At 73.0% G+C, this 16,335-nt stretch carries 20 protein-coding genes; 11 read left to right on the top strand and 9 right to left on the bottom strand.

The window, feature by feature from the left end; translation table 11 throughout:
- Nucleotides 1-69: 69 nt before the first annotated feature.
- The 4 genes from BJY14_RS43890 (at nucleotide 70) to BJY14_RS43875 (ending at nucleotide 2,292) form a co-directional block, all read left to right on the top strand.
- Entirely contained in the window at nucleotides 70-507 is a 438-nt protein-coding gene (locus BJY14_RS43890) for a nuclear transport factor 2 family protein (RefSeq protein WP_179849001.1), read from the top strand.
- Between the two features lie 51 nt (nucleotides 508-558).
- Entirely contained in the window at nucleotides 559-1,080 is a 522-nt protein-coding gene (locus BJY14_RS43885) for a GNAT family N-acetyltransferase (RefSeq protein ID WP_218905868.1), read from the top strand.
- 285 nt (nucleotides 1,081-1,365) lie between these two features.
- The gene (locus BJY14_RS43880) at nucleotides 1,366-1,551 is read left to right on the top strand and encodes a hypothetical protein (protein ID WP_179849000.1); all 186 of its coding nucleotides are present in this window, start codon (nucleotides 1,366-1,368) and stop codon (nucleotides 1,549-1,551) included.
- A gap of 201 nt (nucleotides 1,552-1,752) precedes the next feature.
- Nucleotides 1,753-2,292, top strand: a complete 540-nt coding sequence (locus tag BJY14_RS43875) for a TIGR03086 family metal-binding protein (protein WP_218905867.1) — start codon at nucleotides 1,753-1,755, stop codon at nucleotides 2,290-2,292.
- Nucleotides 2,293-2,737: 445 nt separating this feature from the next.
- On the opposite strand, the gene BJY14_RS43870 is transcribed toward BJY14_RS43875, so the two are convergent.
- Nucleotides 2,738-3,619, bottom strand: a complete 882-nt coding sequence (locus BJY14_RS43870; protein WP_179848998.1) for a PhzF family protein — start codon at nucleotides 3,617-3,619, stop codon at nucleotides 2,738-2,740.
- A 218-nt stretch (nucleotides 3,620-3,837) separates the two neighbouring features.
- Nucleotides 3,838-4,143, bottom strand: a complete 306-nt coding sequence (locus BJY14_RS43865; RefSeq protein WP_179848997.1) for a DUF1330 domain-containing protein — start codon at nucleotides 4,141-4,143, stop codon at nucleotides 3,838-3,840.
- A 242-nt stretch (nucleotides 4,144-4,385) separates the two neighbouring features.
- Here BJY14_RS43865 and BJY14_RS43860 point away from each other — a divergent pair, with 242 nt between their 5' ends.
- The 5 genes from BJY14_RS43860 to cydC all read left to right on the top strand — a co-directional run bounded on the left by BJY14_RS43860 (nucleotide 4,386) and on the right by cydC (nucleotide 11,335).
- A complete protein-coding gene (locus BJY14_RS43860; RefSeq protein WP_179848996.1) occupies nucleotides 4,386-4,739 on the top strand; it encodes a winged helix-turn-helix transcriptional regulator in 354 nt (117 codons plus the stop codon).
- 1,237 nt (nucleotides 4,740-5,976) lie between these two features.
- The gene (locus BJY14_RS43855; protein ID WP_312879820.1) at nucleotides 5,977-7,233 is read left to right on the top strand and encodes a cytochrome ubiquinol oxidase subunit I; all 1,257 of its coding nucleotides are present in this window, start codon (nucleotides 5,977-5,979) and stop codon (nucleotides 7,231-7,233) included.
- A 13-nt stretch (nucleotides 7,234-7,246) separates the two neighbouring features.
- On the top strand, nucleotides 7,247-7,990 hold the full coding sequence (locus BJY14_RS43850) for a cytochrome d ubiquinol oxidase subunit II (protein ID WP_179848995.1): 744 nt from the start codon (nucleotides 7,247-7,249) through the stop codon (nucleotides 7,988-7,990).
- Between the two features lie 10 nt (nucleotides 7,991-8,000).
- Entirely contained in the window at nucleotides 8,001-9,626 is a 1,626-nt protein-coding gene (gene cydD / locus BJY14_RS43845; protein ID WP_312879760.1) for a thiol reductant ABC exporter subunit CydD, read from the top strand.
- Entirely contained in the window at nucleotides 9,623-11,335 is a 1,713-nt protein-coding gene (cydC, locus tag BJY14_RS43840) for a thiol reductant ABC exporter subunit CydC (protein ID WP_312879759.1), read from the top strand. Before cydD ends, cydC begins: the two co-directional genes overlap by 4 nt.
- Here cydC and pdxR read toward each other — a convergent pair.
- A complete protein-coding gene (gene pdxR / locus BJY14_RS43835) occupies nucleotides 11,281-12,894 on the bottom strand; it encodes a MocR-like pyridoxine biosynthesis transcription factor PdxR (protein ID WP_179848994.1) in 1,614 nt (537 codons plus the stop codon). The genes cydC and pdxR overlap by 55 nt on opposite strands.
- A gap of 28 nt (nucleotides 12,895-12,922) precedes the next feature.
- Between pdxR and BJY14_RS44750 the strand changes: the two genes are divergently transcribed.
- Together BJY14_RS44750 and BJY14_RS44745 are read left to right on the top strand one after the other, a co-directional pair.
- The gene (locus tag BJY14_RS44750; protein ID WP_218905866.1) at nucleotides 12,923-13,378 is read left to right on the top strand and encodes a class I SAM-dependent methyltransferase; all 456 of its coding nucleotides are present in this window, start codon (nucleotides 12,923-12,925) and stop codon (nucleotides 13,376-13,378) included.
- On the top strand, nucleotides 13,375-13,770 hold the full coding sequence (locus BJY14_RS44745) for a hypothetical protein (protein WP_218905865.1): 396 nt from the start codon (nucleotides 13,375-13,377) through the stop codon (nucleotides 13,768-13,770). The genes BJY14_RS44750 and BJY14_RS44745 overlap by 4 nt, the downstream gene beginning before the upstream one ends.
- A 42-nt stretch (nucleotides 13,771-13,812) precedes the next feature.
- On the opposite strand, the gene BJY14_RS46195 is transcribed toward BJY14_RS44745, so the two are convergent.
- From BJY14_RS46195 to BJY14_RS43800, 6 genes are read right to left on the bottom strand one after another with little or no spacing between them, the layout of a single operon-like run.
- The gene (locus BJY14_RS46195) at nucleotides 13,813-14,313 is read right to left on the bottom strand and encodes a gas vesicle protein K (RefSeq protein ID WP_179848993.1); all 501 of its coding nucleotides are present in this window, start codon (nucleotides 14,311-14,313) and stop codon (nucleotides 13,813-13,815) included.
- Nucleotides 14,310-14,516, bottom strand: a complete 207-nt coding sequence (locus BJY14_RS43820) for a gas vesicle protein (protein WP_312879758.1) — start codon at nucleotides 14,514-14,516, stop codon at nucleotides 14,310-14,312. Before BJY14_RS43820 ends, BJY14_RS46195 begins: the two co-directional genes overlap by 4 nt.
- Nucleotides 14,513-15,412, bottom strand: a complete 900-nt coding sequence (locus BJY14_RS43815) for a GvpL/GvpF family gas vesicle protein (protein WP_179848992.1) — start codon at nucleotides 15,410-15,412, stop codon at nucleotides 14,513-14,515. Before BJY14_RS43815 ends, BJY14_RS43820 begins: the two co-directional genes overlap by 4 nt.
- Nucleotides 15,409-15,807, bottom strand: a complete 399-nt coding sequence (locus BJY14_RS43810) for a gas vesicle protein (RefSeq protein WP_372505208.1) — start codon at nucleotides 15,805-15,807, stop codon at nucleotides 15,409-15,411. The genes BJY14_RS43815 and BJY14_RS43810 overlap by 4 nt, the downstream gene beginning before the upstream one ends.
- A 6-nt stretch (nucleotides 15,808-15,813) precedes the next feature.
- Nucleotides 15,814-16,071, bottom strand: a complete 258-nt coding sequence (gene gvpO, locus BJY14_RS43805) for a gas vesicle protein GvpO (protein WP_179848991.1) — start codon at nucleotides 16,069-16,071, stop codon at nucleotides 15,814-15,816.
- Between the two features lie 10 nt (nucleotides 16,072-16,081).
- A complete protein-coding gene (locus BJY14_RS43800; protein ID WP_179848990.1) occupies nucleotides 16,082-16,333 on the bottom strand; it encodes a gas vesicle protein GvpG in 252 nt (83 codons plus the stop codon).
- Nucleotides 16,334-16,335 lie beyond the last annotated feature (2 nt).

Below are 16,335 nucleotides of genomic sequence, written 5' to 3'. Positions count from 1 at the left end.
ATCGCCTCGGCATCGCCGGCGCTGGCAAGGTCGGAGGTCGAGCCGAACCCGCATCACCGGAGGTCGACCATGTCCGAACCCAGGACGCCGACGAGCACGCGCGCCGTCGTGGAGGAGCTGCTGCGCCGGATCGGCGAAGGCGACCCCGAGCGGATCGCCGCCATGTACGCCGAGCGCAGCGACTGGAAGCTGGACTGGCCCGAGGCGGAGCACGGCCGTGCCGCCACGCCCTGGATCCGGCACCGGTCCAGTCGCGCCGATGCCGCCGCGCACTACCGGCAGATCGCCGGGCATCACGTGCCCGAGAAGGCGGACACGCGGGTGGAGCGCATCCTGGTGGACGGCGATGACGCGGTGGTGCTCGGCGAGATCCGGTTGACGGCCAGGTCGACCGGGCGCGCCTATCGCGCCCGGTTCGCGCTGCACCTCACGGTCGAGGACGGTCTGGTCGTCCGGCACCACGTCTACGAGGACAGCCTTGCCGTCGCCCAGGCGTTCGCGCCCTGACCGGAGATCGAGCCGTTTCCGTCGGCACCGAACTTGGGTCAGACTGGCCCGGTGGATGATCTCGCGGAGCCGCCGCGCCTGGTGCCGCCCACGGCTGAGGTGCGCGAGTCGTTCCTGGCCGGAGAGAGGGCCGACCATCTGGCGACCGGCGATCCCATGGACTGGATGGACGAGGCCGACCGGGACTTCGAGGCGTTCGTGGAGCGGCGGCGCGGTGTCCGGGAACGCTGGGGCGTCCCGTCCACGACGTTCTGGTACGTCTCGGGCGAGCACTACATCGGGACGCTGATCGTTCGGCATCGCCTGACGCCGGAGCTCGCCGAGGTCGGCGGACATATCGGGTATCACGTCGTGTTCCCGTGGCGGAGGCGAGGCCACGCCACGCGGATGCTCGCGGCGGGACTGGCCGAATCTCGCCGGCTCGGCCTGGAGCGCGTTCTGCTGACGTGCGCCGTCGACAACGAGCCGTCCCGTCGGGTCATCCTCGCCAACGGCGGCCTTCGCGACGGACGCGCTCGCGGCGAGGATCGCTTCTGGATCGACCTAGCCGAGCGCGCGGCGCGCACCGCGTGAATGCGCCGCATAATTGTGGCTCTTCGAACCTGAGGCAGACTCGTTGATCACGAGGCATTCGCTGATTTGTCTCACCTACTAGACACTGATCGCTATCAGGGGCTCAGTCGCTCTCTCACCGCACACTGTGGCGCTCCTGGTAGGCGCCTTCCAACCGGTCGGCATCGGTCGGCCAGCATAGAGGGATGGCAGCGCTCGCCTCGATGCCCGCTTGATCGGGCACGTGCACGGGCGGATTGTGGACTTCAGCCGCCAGCAGGCGGGGCCGGGACCAGGATCGCGACCATGCGTAACAGCAAGGCTTGGTGGGCATGGCTGATGGTCTTGGCGGCGGTGCTCGGAGTCCTGGCGCTGGGGATGGTGCCGTTCGCCCGACTGGCAGACAAGGACGGGTTACAAGTCTCGGCGAACCGCGCCCATCTCACCGGCGGGTTCGTGCTGACTGCCGCCTGCCAACCGGAGTTGTTGTGATGGTGGCTCGCCACGAAAGGTGGCCAATCCCGTGATCCTTGGCCAACTAGTTGGCCAAGTACCGCGACAATGGCCGTGATCGCTGGCGAGCGACAATAATGCGTCGATCGCCCGCTTCCTACAGGTCTGATCGTTGGTCGATAATGAACATTATGTTAAGTAGAGGTGGTTCGGGTGGTACCGGAGCGGTTCGTTCGCGCGTTGGACGTCTTCGAGGCGGTGCTGGCCGCGACGCCCGCGGATCGGTGGCTGTCCCCCTCGCCGTGCGAGGGCTGGGCGGCGGTCGACGTGGCCGGGCATGTGACGGCCGGGCTGCTGGTGGTCGAGATGCGGGCCGCCGGGCGTCCGCTGCCTGAGGACGATCCGGACTGGCGCGAGGTCGCCGGCGCGGATCCGCTGGCGTCCTGGCGGCAGGTGCGGGCGCGGATGACGGCCGAGCTGACGCCTGAGGCGCTGGCGCTTCCTGTGCGGTTGGCTCTCGGGCTGGAGATGACGTTGGGCGAATGGCTGGAGGGTTATCCGCTGGAGTTGCTCGTCCACGCGTGGGATCTGGCCCAGGCCACCGGGCAGCGGGTCGTCTTCGACGCCGATCTGGTCGCTCCCGCGCTGGAGACCGCGCGGCGGATGGCGCCCGGCGGTCGTGAGGCGGGCATGCTGGGGCCCGAGGTCGCGGTCCCCGAGGACGCCGACGACCAGGCGCGCTTGCTGGCGCTCTTCGGCCGCTCCCCTGCGGGTGCGTGAGGTCAGCGAGGTTCGTTACAGAGAGTGACGATGTTCGTGCTCGGCCGGGTCCTCTCCCCCGTCGTTCTCCTGGCGCGGGGGCGGACTCGCTCCGGTCAGAGTGCGGGCATGCGCCGACGACATTGATCTTCACCTGAGGCGAGGCTCGCGCGGAGGCTGTACGGCTGCGCGTTCCTCGAGGATCTCGTCCTTCTGTACTCGGTGTACGCGGCGCTGTTCACCGAGACCGGGCTCTCCCCCGCCGCCGTCTCGTCGTCGCTGGTGATCCGGTCGGTCAGGGCCTTCGCGCTAGAGCTGCCGTCCGGTTTGCGGGCAGTTGTGCTCTCGCGGCGGTTGCTGCTGGTGGCCGCTCCCCCGCTGGCGGGCGCGGGCTGGCCCGCGAGAAGGATCGGACCGGGTTCTGGCGGACAGCCCCAGCCCATCGCGGATCGCAGAGGGGGACGGTCTAGTCGTCGCCTCTGGGTCCGTCACGGACCACCGCCAACCCGCCGACCCGGGTCGTGATGCCCGCCGGCCCGCGTCGGGCCGAGGCGAGCACGCTGGCCGGTCGACCGAGGGCGTCACCCTGCTCCACCTCGATCGCGACCGTCCGTGCCCCCGTCGTGTCGAGCAGGTGGGCGGCAAGGCAACCGGTGCTGTTGGCATTGGCGACGTCCTCGTCGACACCGATCGCTGGCGCGAACATCCGCGCCGCACCCGGCCGGTCGCCCACCGGCGGGACGTACACGAAACAGCCGAGGAGCCCGTACCGCTGGCACGCCGCTGTCAGCCTGCCGAAGTGCGGGCGGACCCGGAGCAGCGCCGACCGATCGTGGACCGGTACCAGCATGCGTGGGGCGCCAGGCGCGGCGATCCGTGGCGCGTCGGTCGGATGCTGGTCGTCCGCGGTGAGCCCGAGCGCGGCGCTGATCGCGGCGCGCTCGTCCTGTGCCGGGTGACGCAGCGCGACGAGGCCCTGGTCGAACCACGCCTCGATGCCGGCGGGGCGGCGGATCGCGACGGTGTCGAACGTACGCCTGCCCGTGTGTTGGCGGTCGTTCAGTTCGTTCAGCGTGGTGCGCGTCAACCGGACGGCCTGCGCGGCAACGGTGCCGTGGCCGCAGCCGGACAGTTCGGCGGTGGCGGTGAAGAACCGGATCGGCCAGGCGCCGTCCGGCGTCCGCCGCGGGCCGAGGAGCGCCGCGTGCGAGGTGCCGGCCGCAGCCGCGACCGCACGCCGGTCCGCGTCCGTCGCCGCCGGGTCGTCGTCGGTGACGGACGTGGGGCTACCGCCCCGGCCGTCGCGCCGCACGCACGCATCAACCACCGTGACATCCGGCCAGGACATCGACCCACCTTCGACGCTCAAGTGACGCTCAACGAACCGGCAACCGCGAACGGCGTCCGCCGATAGCCGGGCCTGGCCGCAACAGCCGACCGAACGCGTCGCGGAGCGTACCGTCCTGTCTCATCCGGTGCCGTCCTGCACCGGATAGTGGATGATGACGCACCGCCGGTGGCGTGCGTATCGGGTGACGGATGCTCAGCGATGGCTGGGCCCGCCGGTCAATCGATGCCTTCGATGATGCGGAAGTCGCGCTCGACGCCGTCGGGGAAGGCCGCCAGCGCCTTCTGGTATGCCTCGCTCTCGTATGCCGCGACGGCCTTTTCGAAGCTGTCGAACTCGATCAGAACGACGCGTTGCGTGATCCCGGCCTCGTAGGCGACGACTCGACCGCCACGGGACGGGAGGAGGGACAGGACCCGCCCGCCCCCAGCCTGGACAGCCGGACCGGCCAGCTTGTCGTAGGCAGTCAGCCTCTCAGGGTCGGAATTGGCGGGGTAGACACTGACCCAGTAGCCCTTAGTCATGGAAACCTCCTGTGTTCGGCCGGACGTGTCCGACTTCGAAATGACACTCAGATCGATCGATCCCGGAGACCGGAGCGCCAGGCGCTTGTGAGGACGTGCCGATACGGCCTGGTTCGGCTCTGCCGCCCGCGGCTGCCGGTTCGTGTCCCGGTGAAGCCTCGCTCAGTGCTTCGGAAATCGAATCGTTGGGATCCACGATAGTGTGTCGGATATCGAAGCAGCAAGATGGGACGGTACGACGGATGGCGGCACCCAGGCCGGGACGGGCGGTCCGAGGGTCGAGCACCGGCCGGCCACTGATGGCCGCCCTCGACCTGTTCGGCCGCAGGTGGAACCTGCGGATCGTCTGGGAACTGCGAGACGGGCCGGTCGGGTTCCGTGCGTTGCAGGAGCGCTGCGACAACATGTCCTCCAGCGTGCTGCGGCAACGGCTGACCGAGTTGCTCGACGCCGCCGTCGTCGAGCAACTTCCGGACACCACCTACGCCCTCACCGAGCTGGGCCACAGCGCCCGCCGCGCGCTGCGCCCGCTCGTCCGGTGGTCCGAAGAGTGGGCCGCGACCCTCTCCCCCGCCGATTCCGAAGACACCCGCTAGCGCTTCTGATATCGAAGCCCTAGCGTCATTTCGGCCCGCGAGGAGGCCGAGTGCAGCCATCAGCAGTAGGCGCCAGGGGTTAGCTGCGAGTGCGTCCGTTGCTGAGGTCGTGGTCTTGGGTCAGGGTGTGGCGGCCGGGAGGGCGTTGACGCGCTTGGCGTACTCGCGGTGGGCTTTGCGCTGGGCGGCCCAGGAGTTGGTGGTGCACGGTGGGCGAGGCGTTGATGCGCAGGGTGTAGCACTGGCCGCGCCGTTGGGCCTGGCCAGGGTCGAGCGCGGCCTCTTCGGTGTCGTCGGTCGGCGGCGCGCAGGAGGTCGGCGACCCTTGCCGGGCATGTCGACGTGGCCGGCACTCGGTGTCGGCCCTGGCTGGGGCGCCCTTGACGGGCTTCGAGGATGTGGTTGGGCAGCAGGTCGGCGACGGCGGTTCGGATGGCGCAACGGCGCGACTCGGTGCTGGCGGGCGAGGGCGGCGATGGAGGTTCCGGCGGAGTAGGCGGAGCGGACGCTGGCGGTGTCTGCGGCCGCGCCGGTTGACCTTGGCTTGGGCGGCGCGCAGTCCGTCGTAGGTCGTTTCCCGCTGCAGGTCGCGTTGGGGTTCGCCGGCGGACGTAAGGGTTTGGCCCAGGAACTTGACCGTGGACGGCAGTCGCCGGTGCGGGGGTGGCGGGCTGTGAGGTCCATCGCGGAGAACGCGCCGTCGTGAATGCGCAGACGGTGGGCGTGTTGGACCTAGAGGACGTCCAGGATGTGCTGGTTGCCGCGCACCGGGCGGAACATCTCGGAGATGTGCGCGGTGTCGCCGGTCCGCGCGTAGGCGAGCAGCTCGTCGCGGAGCGCCGGGCGCTGGAGTGGGTGCAGGCGACTGGAGGTGTCAGCCTGCTCTTCGAAGTGGACCGAGTCGTCGATTGGGCAATGGCGGCGGGCGCGCGGTTGCAGGGGCGGGTGGGTGGCGGGGCGCGGGCGACGGTGCTGGTGGTGCAGTCCACCGTCGCGGGCTATGCGCGGGGTCGCGGTGGGCGGGGCCGGGTGTTGATGGGGTGGCGGCGCTGCCGTAGCTGGGGGTTGCGGTCGTGCTGGGGTTGGGGGCTTGGTGCGGCGGTGTACATCCGGAGGCGTAGGCGGCGGGTGGTCGGTACGCGAAAGGCGCATGGCGGTTGAACGCTCTCGCCGGATTCGCGGGTGGCGGGTGCGGGCCGAGGATCGTGGGGTCGTTGCGGATCGATTCTTGGAGCGTGTGCTGATGGGTGCGGACCCGCTGGTTCTGGCGCGGGTGCAGTTCGCGTTGACGGCCGGCACGCATTTTCTGTTCGTGGCGCTGACGCTGGGGTTGGCGACGCTGGTGGCGTTGACGCAGACGCGTGCGGTGGTGTCGGGCAGTGCGGTGCATGCGCGGATGGTGCGGTTCTGGGGGCAGTTGTATGTCATCAACTATGCGGTGGGGATCGTCACCGGGTTGGTGATGGAGTTCCAGTTCGGGTTGAACTGGTCGGGGCTGTCGCGGGTGACGGGGAACGTGTTCGGGGCGCCGTTGGCGCTGGAGACGATCGTGGCGTTCTTCGTGGAGTCGACGTTCCTGGGGTTGTGGATCTTCGGGTGGGATCGGCTGAACCGGTGGGTGCATCTGGCGCTGATCTGGGTGGTGACGTTGACGGCGTATCTGTCGGCGTACTTCGTGCTGGTGGCGAACGGGTGGCTGCAGCGTCCGGTGGGGTTCGTGATGGTGGACGGTGTGGCGCGGCTGGACGACGTGGGGGCGCTGCTGGCGAATCCGACGGCGTTGCTGGCGTTCTTCCATGTGCTGTTCGGGGGGTTGCTGACGGCGGGGTTCTTCATGGCGGGGGTGAGTGGTTTTCATCTGCTGCGGCGGACGTCGGAGGTGGAGTTCTTCCGGCGGTCGATGCGGATCGGGTTGCTGACGGTGATGGTGTCGGTGATGCCGGTGGTGGTGTTCGGCGGGATGCAGTTCCAGTACGCGCAGCCGACGAAGACGGGTGGGCATGAGGCGGCTGCCGCGGTGGCGGATTTCACGGCGCGGTTCGGGCCGGACGACTATCGGGCGCCGGTGCTGGCGGGGGTCGGCGAGGCGGTGATGGTGACGGTGTGGTTGCTGATGCTGCTGGTGGCGGCGGTGGCGTTGGTGAAGTTCCCGTTCGGGCGGTGGCTGGTGCGGGGGCGGGTGTTCCACGTGCTGATGATCGCGGCGGTGCCGCTGCCGTATGTGGCGATGCTGGCGGGGTGGGTGTTCCGTGAGGTGGGGCGGCAGCCGTGGATGGTGTACGGGGTGCTGAAGACGCGGGACGCGTTGTCGCCGGGTGTGGGGTCGGGGGCGATCACGGTGTCGTTCGTGGCGTTCTCGGTGCTGTTCGCGGTGCTGTTCGGGGTGAACGCGTGGCTGCTGGCGCGGTTCGCGCGGCGGGGGCCGGAGGGTGCGGGGCTGGGTGCCTCTCCCCCGGCGGAGCCGGCCGCGCCGTTGATGAGCCCGACGTTCTGACTGGAGCCTGGTGATGGATTCTCTCGCGGTGGTGTTGCTGGCGGTGTTCTCGGCCGGCTATCTGGTGCTGGCGGGCGCCGATGTCGGGGTGGGGATGCTGCTGCCGTGGCTGGGGCGGGACCAGCGGGAGCGGCGGTTGGTGATCGCGTCGTTCGCGCCGTTCTTCCTGGGCAACGAGGTGTGGCTGGTGGCGGCGGCGGGCCTGGTGGCGGGCGCGTTCCCGGGGCTGGAGCACGGGCTGGTGGAGGAGCTGTATCCGCTGTTCGCGGTGCTGCTGTTCGGGTGGGTCGTGCGGGACATGGGCCTGTGGTTGCGGGGCCGGGTGGACGCGGCGGCGTGGCGTGGTGTGTGGGACGCGGCGATCGTGGCGGGGAGCTGGGCGCTGGCGCTGGCGTGGGGGTCGGTGCTGGGGTCGGTGCTGGCCGGTGGCGGGCTGGGTGTGGGGAGTGTTGCGGGGTTGCCGTTGGCGGCGCTGTTCGCCTGGCATGGTGCGGGTTTCGCTCGTTGGCGCCTTCCGGCAGGGCTGGCGGAGCGTGCCGGGCGGGTTCCGGCGCGGTACGGGTTGTCGGCGCTGGTGATGGCGGGGGCGCCGGTGGTGGCCGGGGTGCAGGTGGAGTGGTCGCGGGTCGTGGCGGAGGGTGCGGGGCTGACGATGACGGCGGTGGTGACGGTGGTGGTGCTGCCGTTGCTGTTGGCGTCGCAGGCGCTGGTGTGGTGGACGTTCCGGGGGCGTGTGGAGTCGCCCTCGTACCTGTAGGCGGGTCGGGGTGAAGGGTGTCGAGCGGCGTTTGCTGCGGTTGGTCGCCGGCCGGGTGATGGTGCTGCTGGTGGTGTTGGCGGCGGGGCAGGGTGTCCTGCTGGTGGTGCAGGCGGAGTTGCTGGTGCGGGCGGTGGCGGGTCTGGATGCGGGGCCGTTGCCGTGGCTGGCGGTGGTGGTGGCCGGGCGGGCGGTGCTGGCGTGGGTGGTGGCGCTGGTGGCGGGCCGGGCGGCGGCGCGGGTGAAGCGGGATCTGCGGGGGGCGCTGCTGGAGAGGGAGGCGGGTGATGCGGGGGCGCGGGTGACGTTGCTGACGCGGGGGTTGGACGCGGTCGATCCGTTCTTCACGGGTTATGTGCCGCAGGTGGTGGCGGCGTGTGTGGTGCCGGTGGTGGTGCTGGTGCGGCTGGTGGCGGCCGATTGGGCGTCGGCGCTGGTGGTGGCGGTGACGGTTCCGCTGGTGCCGGTGTTCGGTGCGTTGGTGGGGATGCGGACGGCGGCTTTGACGGGCCGGCAGTGGGGGCTGCTGCATCGGCTGGGCGGGCATTTCCGGGACGTGGTGGCGGGGTTGGGGACGTTGCGGGCGTTCGGGCGGACCGGTCATCAGTCGGTGGTGGTGCGGGAGCTGGCGGGTGAGCATCGGCGGGCGAGTGTGCGGGCGCTGCGGGTGGCGTTCCTGTCGTCGCTGGTGCTGGAGCTGGTGTGCGCGTTGTCGGTGGCGTTGGTGGCGGTTCCGGTGGGGTTGCGGTTGCTGGGCGGGGAGATGGCGCTGGTGACGGGTCTGCTGGTGCTGGTGTTGACGCCGGAGGTGTATCTGCCGTTGCGGGCGCTGGGGCAGCGTTTCCATGCGAGTGCGGAGGGTGTGGCGGCGGCGCGGGAGGTGTTCGCGGTGCTGGACGCGTCGCCGGTTTCGGGGTTCGGGGGCCGGGTGGTGGTGGGTGCGGGGGCGCCGGGGATCGTGCTGGAGGAGGTGACGGTCCGGTATCCGGGTGCGGCCGGGGCGGCGTTGGATCGGGTGTCGTTGCGGGTGGGGCCGGGTGAGCGGGTGGCGGTGACGGGGCCGTCGGGGGCGGGCAAGTCGACGTTGCTGCTGGTGCTGGCGGGTTTGGTGGCCCCTGATTCGGGGCGGGTGCTGGTGGACGGGGTGGATCTGGCGGAGTTGGACGGGGAGGCGTGGCGGGCGCGTGTGGGGTGGGTGCCGCAGCGTCCGCATCTGTTCGCGGCGTCGGTGGCCGACAACGTCCGGCTGGGTGATCCGGGTGCTGGGGTGGAGCGGGTCGAGGAGGCGGTGCGGGCGGCCGCGGCGGATTTCGTCGGGGAGTTGCCGGAGGGGTTGGCGACGGTGCTGGGTGAGGGCGGTGCGGGGTTGTCGGCGGGGCAGCGGCAGCGGCTGGCGATCGCGCGGGCGTTCCTGTCGGGGGGGCCGGTGATGCTGCTGGACGAGCCGACGGCGCGGCTGGATCTGCACAGTGAGCGGGTGCTGGTGGATGCGGCGGTGCGGTTGCTGGCGGGGCGGACGGCGGTGCTGGTGGCGCATCGTCCGGCGTTGCTGCGGGCGGCGGATCGGGTGGTGCGGCTGGAGGGCGGCCGGGTGTGCGCGGCGGCGGGTGGTCGTGTGGGTGAGGAGGCGGCGTGAGGGGGGTGTGGGGTGCGGTGCGTCCGCACGCGGTGCGGCTGGTGGCGGCGGGTGTGGCGGGGGCGGCGGCGGAGCTGTGCGGGCTGGGGTTGGTCGCGGCGGCAGCGTGGTTGATCGCGCGGGCGTCGCAGCGTCCGGAGTTGGCGGCCTTGTCGGTGGCGATCGTGGCGGTGCGGGGGTTCGCGTTGGCGAAGGGGTCGCTGCGGTATGTGGAGCGGCTGGCGGGGCATGACGCGGCGTTGCGGGTGCTGGCGGAGTTGCGGGGGCGGGTGTTCGACGCGTTGGCGGCGGCGCGTCCGGGGGCGCGGCGGGTGCGGGACGGTGACGCGTTGACGCGGATGGTGTCGGATGTGGACGCCGTGCAGGATCTGCTGCTGCGGTGCGTGCTGCCGGTGGCGGCGTCGGTGGTGTGCGGTGCGGCCGGGGTGGGGGTGTGCGCGCTGGTGGAGGCGCCGGCGGCGGTGGTGCTGGCGGTGGGTCTGCTGGTGGCGGGGGTGGTGCTGCCGGGGGCGGCGGCGGTGGCCGGTGGGCGCGCGGCGGCGCGGATGGCGGACGGTCGTGAGGTGTTGGCGGTGCGGGCGCTGGACGTGCTGGAGGGTGCGCGGGATCTGGCGATGTTCGGTGCGTCGGCCCGGTTCGGGGAGCGGGCGCGGGGTGCGGTGCGGGGGCTGGATCGGGCGGAGCGGTCGGCGGCGCGGGTGTCGGCGGTGGTGGGTGCGGCCGGTTTCGTGGTGCAGGGCGTGACGGTCGCGGCGGTGGTGTGGGTGGGGCTGGGTGCGGGTGTGGGTGAGGTGGGTTCGGCGGTGCTGGCGTTGACGGCGCTGGTGGCGGTGGAGTCGGTGCTGCCGCTGGCGGGTGCGGCGCAGCGGTTGCGGGAGGTGGTTCCGGCGGTGCGGCGGGTCGGGGCGGTGCTGGCCGCTCCCCCGGCGCCGTGCCCGGCGGGTGCGGTGGCGGTGCCGCGGGGGCCGCTGGAGGTGGAGTTGCTGGGGGTGCGGGTCGACTACGGGCGCGGGGTGGCGCTGGACGGGGTGGATCTGCGGGTGGGTCGGGGCCGGCGGGTCGCGGTGGTGGGGGCGAGCGGGGCGGGCAAGAGCACGCTGCTGGCGGCGGTGTCGGGTGATGTGCCGGTGGTGTCGGGCGCGGTGTTGCTCGGTGGGCGGGATGTGGGCGGGTATGCGCCTGGGGAGGTGCGGGCGGCGGTGCGGGGGCTGGCGCAGGACGCGCATGTGTTCGCGGCGTCGGTGCGGGCGAATCTGCTGCTGGCGTGTCCGGACGCGGATGAGGCGCGGTTGTGGGCGGCGGCGGAGCGGGCGCGGTTCGCCGAGGTGGTGCGGGCGCTGCCGGACGGGTGGGACACGGTGGTGGGGGCGGGTGGGCGCGGCCTGTCGGGTGGTCAGCGGCAGCGGCTGCTGCTGGCGCGGGCGCTGCTGGCCGATCCGCCGGTGCTGGTGCTGGACGAGCCGGCGGAGGGGCTGGATCCCGTGGTGGCGGACGAGGTGACGCGGGGGCTGCTGGAGGCTCCCGGTGGGGGGACGCTGCTGCTGGTGACGCATCGGCTGGCGGCGCTGGGGTCGGCCGATGAGGTGGTGGTGCTGGATCGGGGGCGGGTGGTGCAGCGGGGCCGGCACGAGGAGTTGCTCACGGTGGCGGGCGCCTACCGTGACCTGTGGGGGGCCGAGTTGTTGGCGTCCCGGGCGGTGGCGGCCTGATGTCCGCCGCGGCGGCCGGTGCCGGTGGTGAGGTGGTGGAGGGCGCGGGCGAGGGCGGCGATGGCGTCGGGGATGGCCGAGGTGGGGGCGGCGGCGTAGCCGAGGACCAGGCCGGGCGGGTGGGGGCGTTGCGCGTGCCATGACAGCGGGTGGGTTTTGACGCCGAGTTCCAGCGCCGCCGCGGCGAGGTCGGTGTCGTGCAGGCCGTCGGGGAGGCGGCCGGGGAAGGTGACGGTGAGGTGCAGGCCGGCGGCGGCGCCGTGCACGGCCGCCGCGGGCAGCTGCGCGGCGATGGCTTCGATCATCGTGTCGCGGCGGCGGCGGTGGCGGCGCCGCAGCAGCCGCAGGGTGCGCTCCATCTCCCCCGAGTTCATCAGCTCGGCGAGGACGAGTTGCGGGAGGGCGGCGTTGCCGAGGTCGGCGAAGCGTTTCTCGGCGACGAGGGCGTCCAGGTGCCGGGGCGGCGGCAGGATCCAGCCGATGCGCAGGGCGGGGGCCAGGAGTTTGGAGACGCTTCCGGCGTAGTAGGCGCGGTCGGTGAGCAGGGAGCGCAGTGCGGGGACCGGGGGCCGGTCGTAGCGGTGCTCGGCGTCGTAGTCGTCCTCGATGACCAGGCCGCCTTCTGCGGCCCAGCGTGTGAGGTCGCGGCGGCGGTCGCCGCCGAGCACGGCGCCGGTGGGGAACTGGTGGGCGGGGGTGAGCAGGACGGCGGGGGCGCCGGTGGCGCGCAGGCGGTCGACGCGGATCCCGGCGGTGTCGACCGGGACGGGCGGGGTGCCCATCCCCCAGTGCGCCAGATGCTGGCGGACGCCGAGGGAGCCGGGGTCCTCCACGGCGATCCGGTCGATGCCGTCGCGGGCCAGGACGCGGGTGATGAGGCCGAGCGCCTGGGCGGTGCCGGCGACGATGACGATGCCGGCGGGGTCGGTGCGGATGCCGCGGTAGCGGGCGAGCCACGCGGCGACGGCGAGGCGCAGTGCGGGGGTGCCGCGGGGGTCGCCGTAGCCGAGGCCGGTGGCGGGCAGGTCGCGCAGGACGGTGCGTTCGGCGCGCTGCCAGGCCGCGCGGGGGAACGCGGCCAGGTCGGGCAGTCCGGGTGACAGGTCGATGCGGGCGGGCTGGTCGCGCAGGACGTCGAACACGTCCGCGCCGGGCCGTGGCGGGAACGGCGCGGGGGCCGGCGGCGGGGCGGAGGCCTCACCGGTGGTGCCAGCGGTCCCAGTGATGCCGTGCGGGGGCCGGGCGGGGGGTGCCGGGGTGAGGGGTGCCGCGACGACGATGGTGCCGGCGCGGCCGCGTCCGGCGAGGTGGCCCTCGTCGGCGAGGCGCTGGTAGGCCTCGGTGACGGCGCCGCGGGAGACGCGCAGTTCGGCGGCGAGGACGCGGGTGGCGGGCAGGCGGGCGCCGACGGGCAGGCGGCCGTCGGCGACGGCGTCGCGGAGCCGTCCGGCGAGCCAGTCGGCCAGCCCGCCGGGCGGGGCGTCGGCGGGGTCGAGCTGCAGGAAGTCCGACCCGCGCGTTATGGACCCGTCGTGTTCGCCGTCTTTGGATCTGTCCATCAGGCCATTGTGCGGCCACGGTGGACCCATGGACACCACGACGGAGAGCACGTCGGAGAGCATGACGGCCGGCGGCTACGTGCACGGGTACTCGGGGCGGGAGGCGCGGCGGCTCGGCGACCAGGCCGACGCGCTGGCCGCGCTGCTGCACGAGGGGACCGCCTACCCGGCGGGCAGCCGGGTGCTGGAGGCCGGCTGCGGTGTCGGGGCGCAGACGGTGCACCTGGTGGCGCGCTCCCCCGGCATGCGGCTGACGGCCGTGGACCTGTCACCCGCGTCCCTGGACCAGGCCCGCGCCCGCGTGCGGGCGTCGTTCCCGGCGGCGCGGGTGCGGTGGCGGTGCGCCGACCTGCGGGACCTGCCGTTCCCCGACGCGGCGTTCGACCACGTGTTCGTGTGCTTCGTGCTGGAGCACGTGCCCGACCCGCGCGGTGCGCTGGTGGCGCTGCGGCGGGTGCTGCGGCCTGGGGGACCCTCACCGTGATCGAGGGCGACCACGGGTCGGCGTTCTTCCACCCCGACAGCGCGCACGCGCGCGCCGCGATCGCCCATCAGGTCGCGTTGCAGGCGGCGGCGGGCGGTGACGCGCTGCTCGGGCGGCGGCTGGGGCCGCTGCTGGGCGAGGCTGGGTACGGGCGGGTGGAGGTCGTCCCGCGGACGGTCTACGCCGACGGGGCGCGGCCCGAGCTGGCGCGGGCCTTCACCCGCGACACCTTCACCGCGATGATCGAGTCGGTCCGTGACGAGGCCGTCGCGGCCGGGCTGGCCACCCCGGCCGACTTCGACCGGGCGGTGGCCGACCTGCGCCGCGCGGCGGGCCCCGAAGGCACGTTCCACTACACCTTCTTCAAGGCGACCGCTGTGAACCCGCGGTGACCGCCGCCCCGCGGTGACCGGTGCCGGGCGGGGCGGGGCGGGTCAGTGGTCGGGCAGGAGCGGGCCGAGTGGGCCCAGGTCGAGGTTGAGGTCGTGGTCGTCCAGGTCGAAGTGGTCCTTGAGCCGGGTCATGGCCTCGTCCAGGCGCATCAGCGCCAGGCCCAGGTCCTCGACCTGCTGGTCGGTGAGGTCGCCGCCCTCGGCGCGGCGCAGCGCCTGCCGCTCCATGAGCTGCCGGATCAGTTCGACCAGGGTCAGGACGAGCTTCACCAGGTCGCGCTCGACGGTCTCGGGGTCCGAGCGCAGCCGCTGCATCGTGCGGGAGGAGCGCTCCCGCAGGTCCGCCTCCCGCACGGGCGCGGCGCGCACCGGGGCGTCCCCGGAGGATTCGGTGCGTCCGGCCAGGATGTCGTCGGTGAACGGGTCCCCCGGGGCGGGGTCGTGCACTGACACCTCCCCGCTCACCGGTTCGCGGGTCCCCCGCTCGCGGTCGCCGCGCGCGGGGGTGTCGCGGTCGGGGGTGTCGCGGTCGGGTCGGCTCATGGTCGTTCCTCCTCGGGCAGCAGCTCGTCGCGGACGGAGGTGATCAGTGCCCGCAGGGACACCTCCACCAGGTCCACGCCCGCGATCGAGATGACCAGGTCGCCGGTGATGACGACGCCGCCGGCCAGGAGCCGGTCCAGGAGGTCGACCAGCGCGATCCGCTGCATCGGGGCGTCGCGGCCCTGGTCCAGGACGGCGGTCACACCTCCCCCGGCTCGATGAAGGAGTAGGGCGGCCAGGGCCCGGTCACCTCCACCTCGATGCCCGCCAGTTTCTCGGCGGCCGCGCGGGTCACCGCGAGGAACCCCTCCACCTGCTCCTCGTCCAGCAGGTAGGCGACGTTGAGGATCTGGGTGCCGTCCCGGCCCGACAGCCGCGGGTCCTGCGGCGGGTGGTGCCGGGACGCGACGGCGTGGTCGGCGAGTTCGGCGTGCACCGCGTCGGCCTGCTCGCCGACGCGGCGCCCGGCGTCGGCGCGGCGTCGGCGCTCCTGCTGCCGGCGCCGCAGGTACGCGGTTCCCACCCCGCCCGGCGAGGCGTCGCCGGGGGTGTGCGCGGGGGCGGGGCCGGTGGGGGGCTCGGCGCCCGGCGCGAGCCCCCCACCGGGGTCGGTGGCGTCCTGGCCGGTGTCGCCGCGCAGCAGCGCGGGATCGGCGTAGGCCTTCACGCCCCACTCCGAGCGGCCGGCGATGAGGTCCAGGACCTCGGTGAACCGGCCGCCCTCGTCGGTGAGCACCTCGGCGACGCGGGCGTCGTCGCGGTAGATGGTCGCGATGCGCACCGGTGCGGTCGGGGCGGCGTGCGCGGCGCGGTCGACGACGTCGTGGTGGGCGCGGGCGGTGGCCTCCAGCCACTCCAGGTCCTCCAGGTTGGCGCGCAGCGCCGCCTCGCCGTACTCGGCGAGGCGGACGGTGCTGACCAGCGCGGTCAGCCCGGCGGCGGCCACGCCGCGCACCGGCGCTCCGGCCACCCCGGTGGTGTCGCCCAGGGCGGCCGGGTCCAGGCCCCGCGCCACCCCGTACAGGTAGACGCCGGTGTCGGACGGGCCGGCGGTGCCGTGGGCGCCGGCGGTCTGGCCGGCGAGCCCGGGGGCGGTCATGATGAGGACTCCTTCCCGTCTCCGGTCCGTTCGGCGGCGCCGTCGGCGCCCGCCTCGAGGGCGGCCAGGCGTTCGCGCAGGCGCCGGTTCTCCTCCTCCAGCTGCTCGCGGTCGCCTTGGCCGTCCACCTCCTTCTGCCGGGCCTTGGAGGACAGGGACGGGTCGTGTTCCCACCAGTCGATGCCCATTTCCTTGGCCCGGTCCACCGATGCGACCAGCAGCCGAAGCTTGATCGTCAGCAGTTCGATGTCCAGCAGGTTCACCCGGACGTCTCCGACGATCACGATCCCCTTGTCGAGGATGCGTTCCAGCAGGTCGGCCAGGTTGGCGCCCTGCCGTTCCCCGGCCATCGACCGCGACGGGGATCGCTGGCCGGTCCAGGAGATCTCACTCACAGCCGCTCAGTTCCTCTCCACTCGTCCGCGGGAGTAGCGGCCGGCGCGCCGGTAGCTCACCAGCTCCCCCTCGGCGTCCACCTCGGTGTCGTAGACCGCGAGGATGTCCGCGGAGTCGGGGATGCGGTGGGTCTCCACGACCTCCACCGTGACGCGCCAGCCCTCCTCCGTGCGCTCCATTCCCACGACGCTCTCGGCGCGGCGGCCGGTCATCGCCGTGACGTGCTCCACCGCCATCTCGGCGGCCTTGGACGCGGACAACATCACCGGCCTCCTAGCCGCCGGGCTGGTAGCCGCGGGCGCGGCCCTCGTTCAGCCGGCGGATGAGCTCCTCCTCGCGTTCGGCGGCCTCCTCCTCGGTGATCTCGCCGGCGGCGGACTCGTCCGCCACCTGCTGCATCTCCGCGGCGATCCGCCCCGGGTCGTACAGCTGCGCCTCGGCCTGCTCGGTGAGGGTCTCGGCCAGCCACATCACGCCTTTGACGGGTGCCAGGGGCGCCGTGACCAGCCCGCTGAAGAATCCCATCG

Source organism: Actinomadura luteofluorescens, from assembly GCF_013409365.1.
In the GTDB taxonomy this organism is placed as follows: Bacteria; Actinomycetota; Actinomycetes; order Streptosporangiales; family Streptosporangiaceae; genus Spirillospora; species Spirillospora luteofluorescens.
Note: the sequence above shows the minus strand (reverse complement) of the source record. Positions and strands in the feature narration are given on the sequence as shown.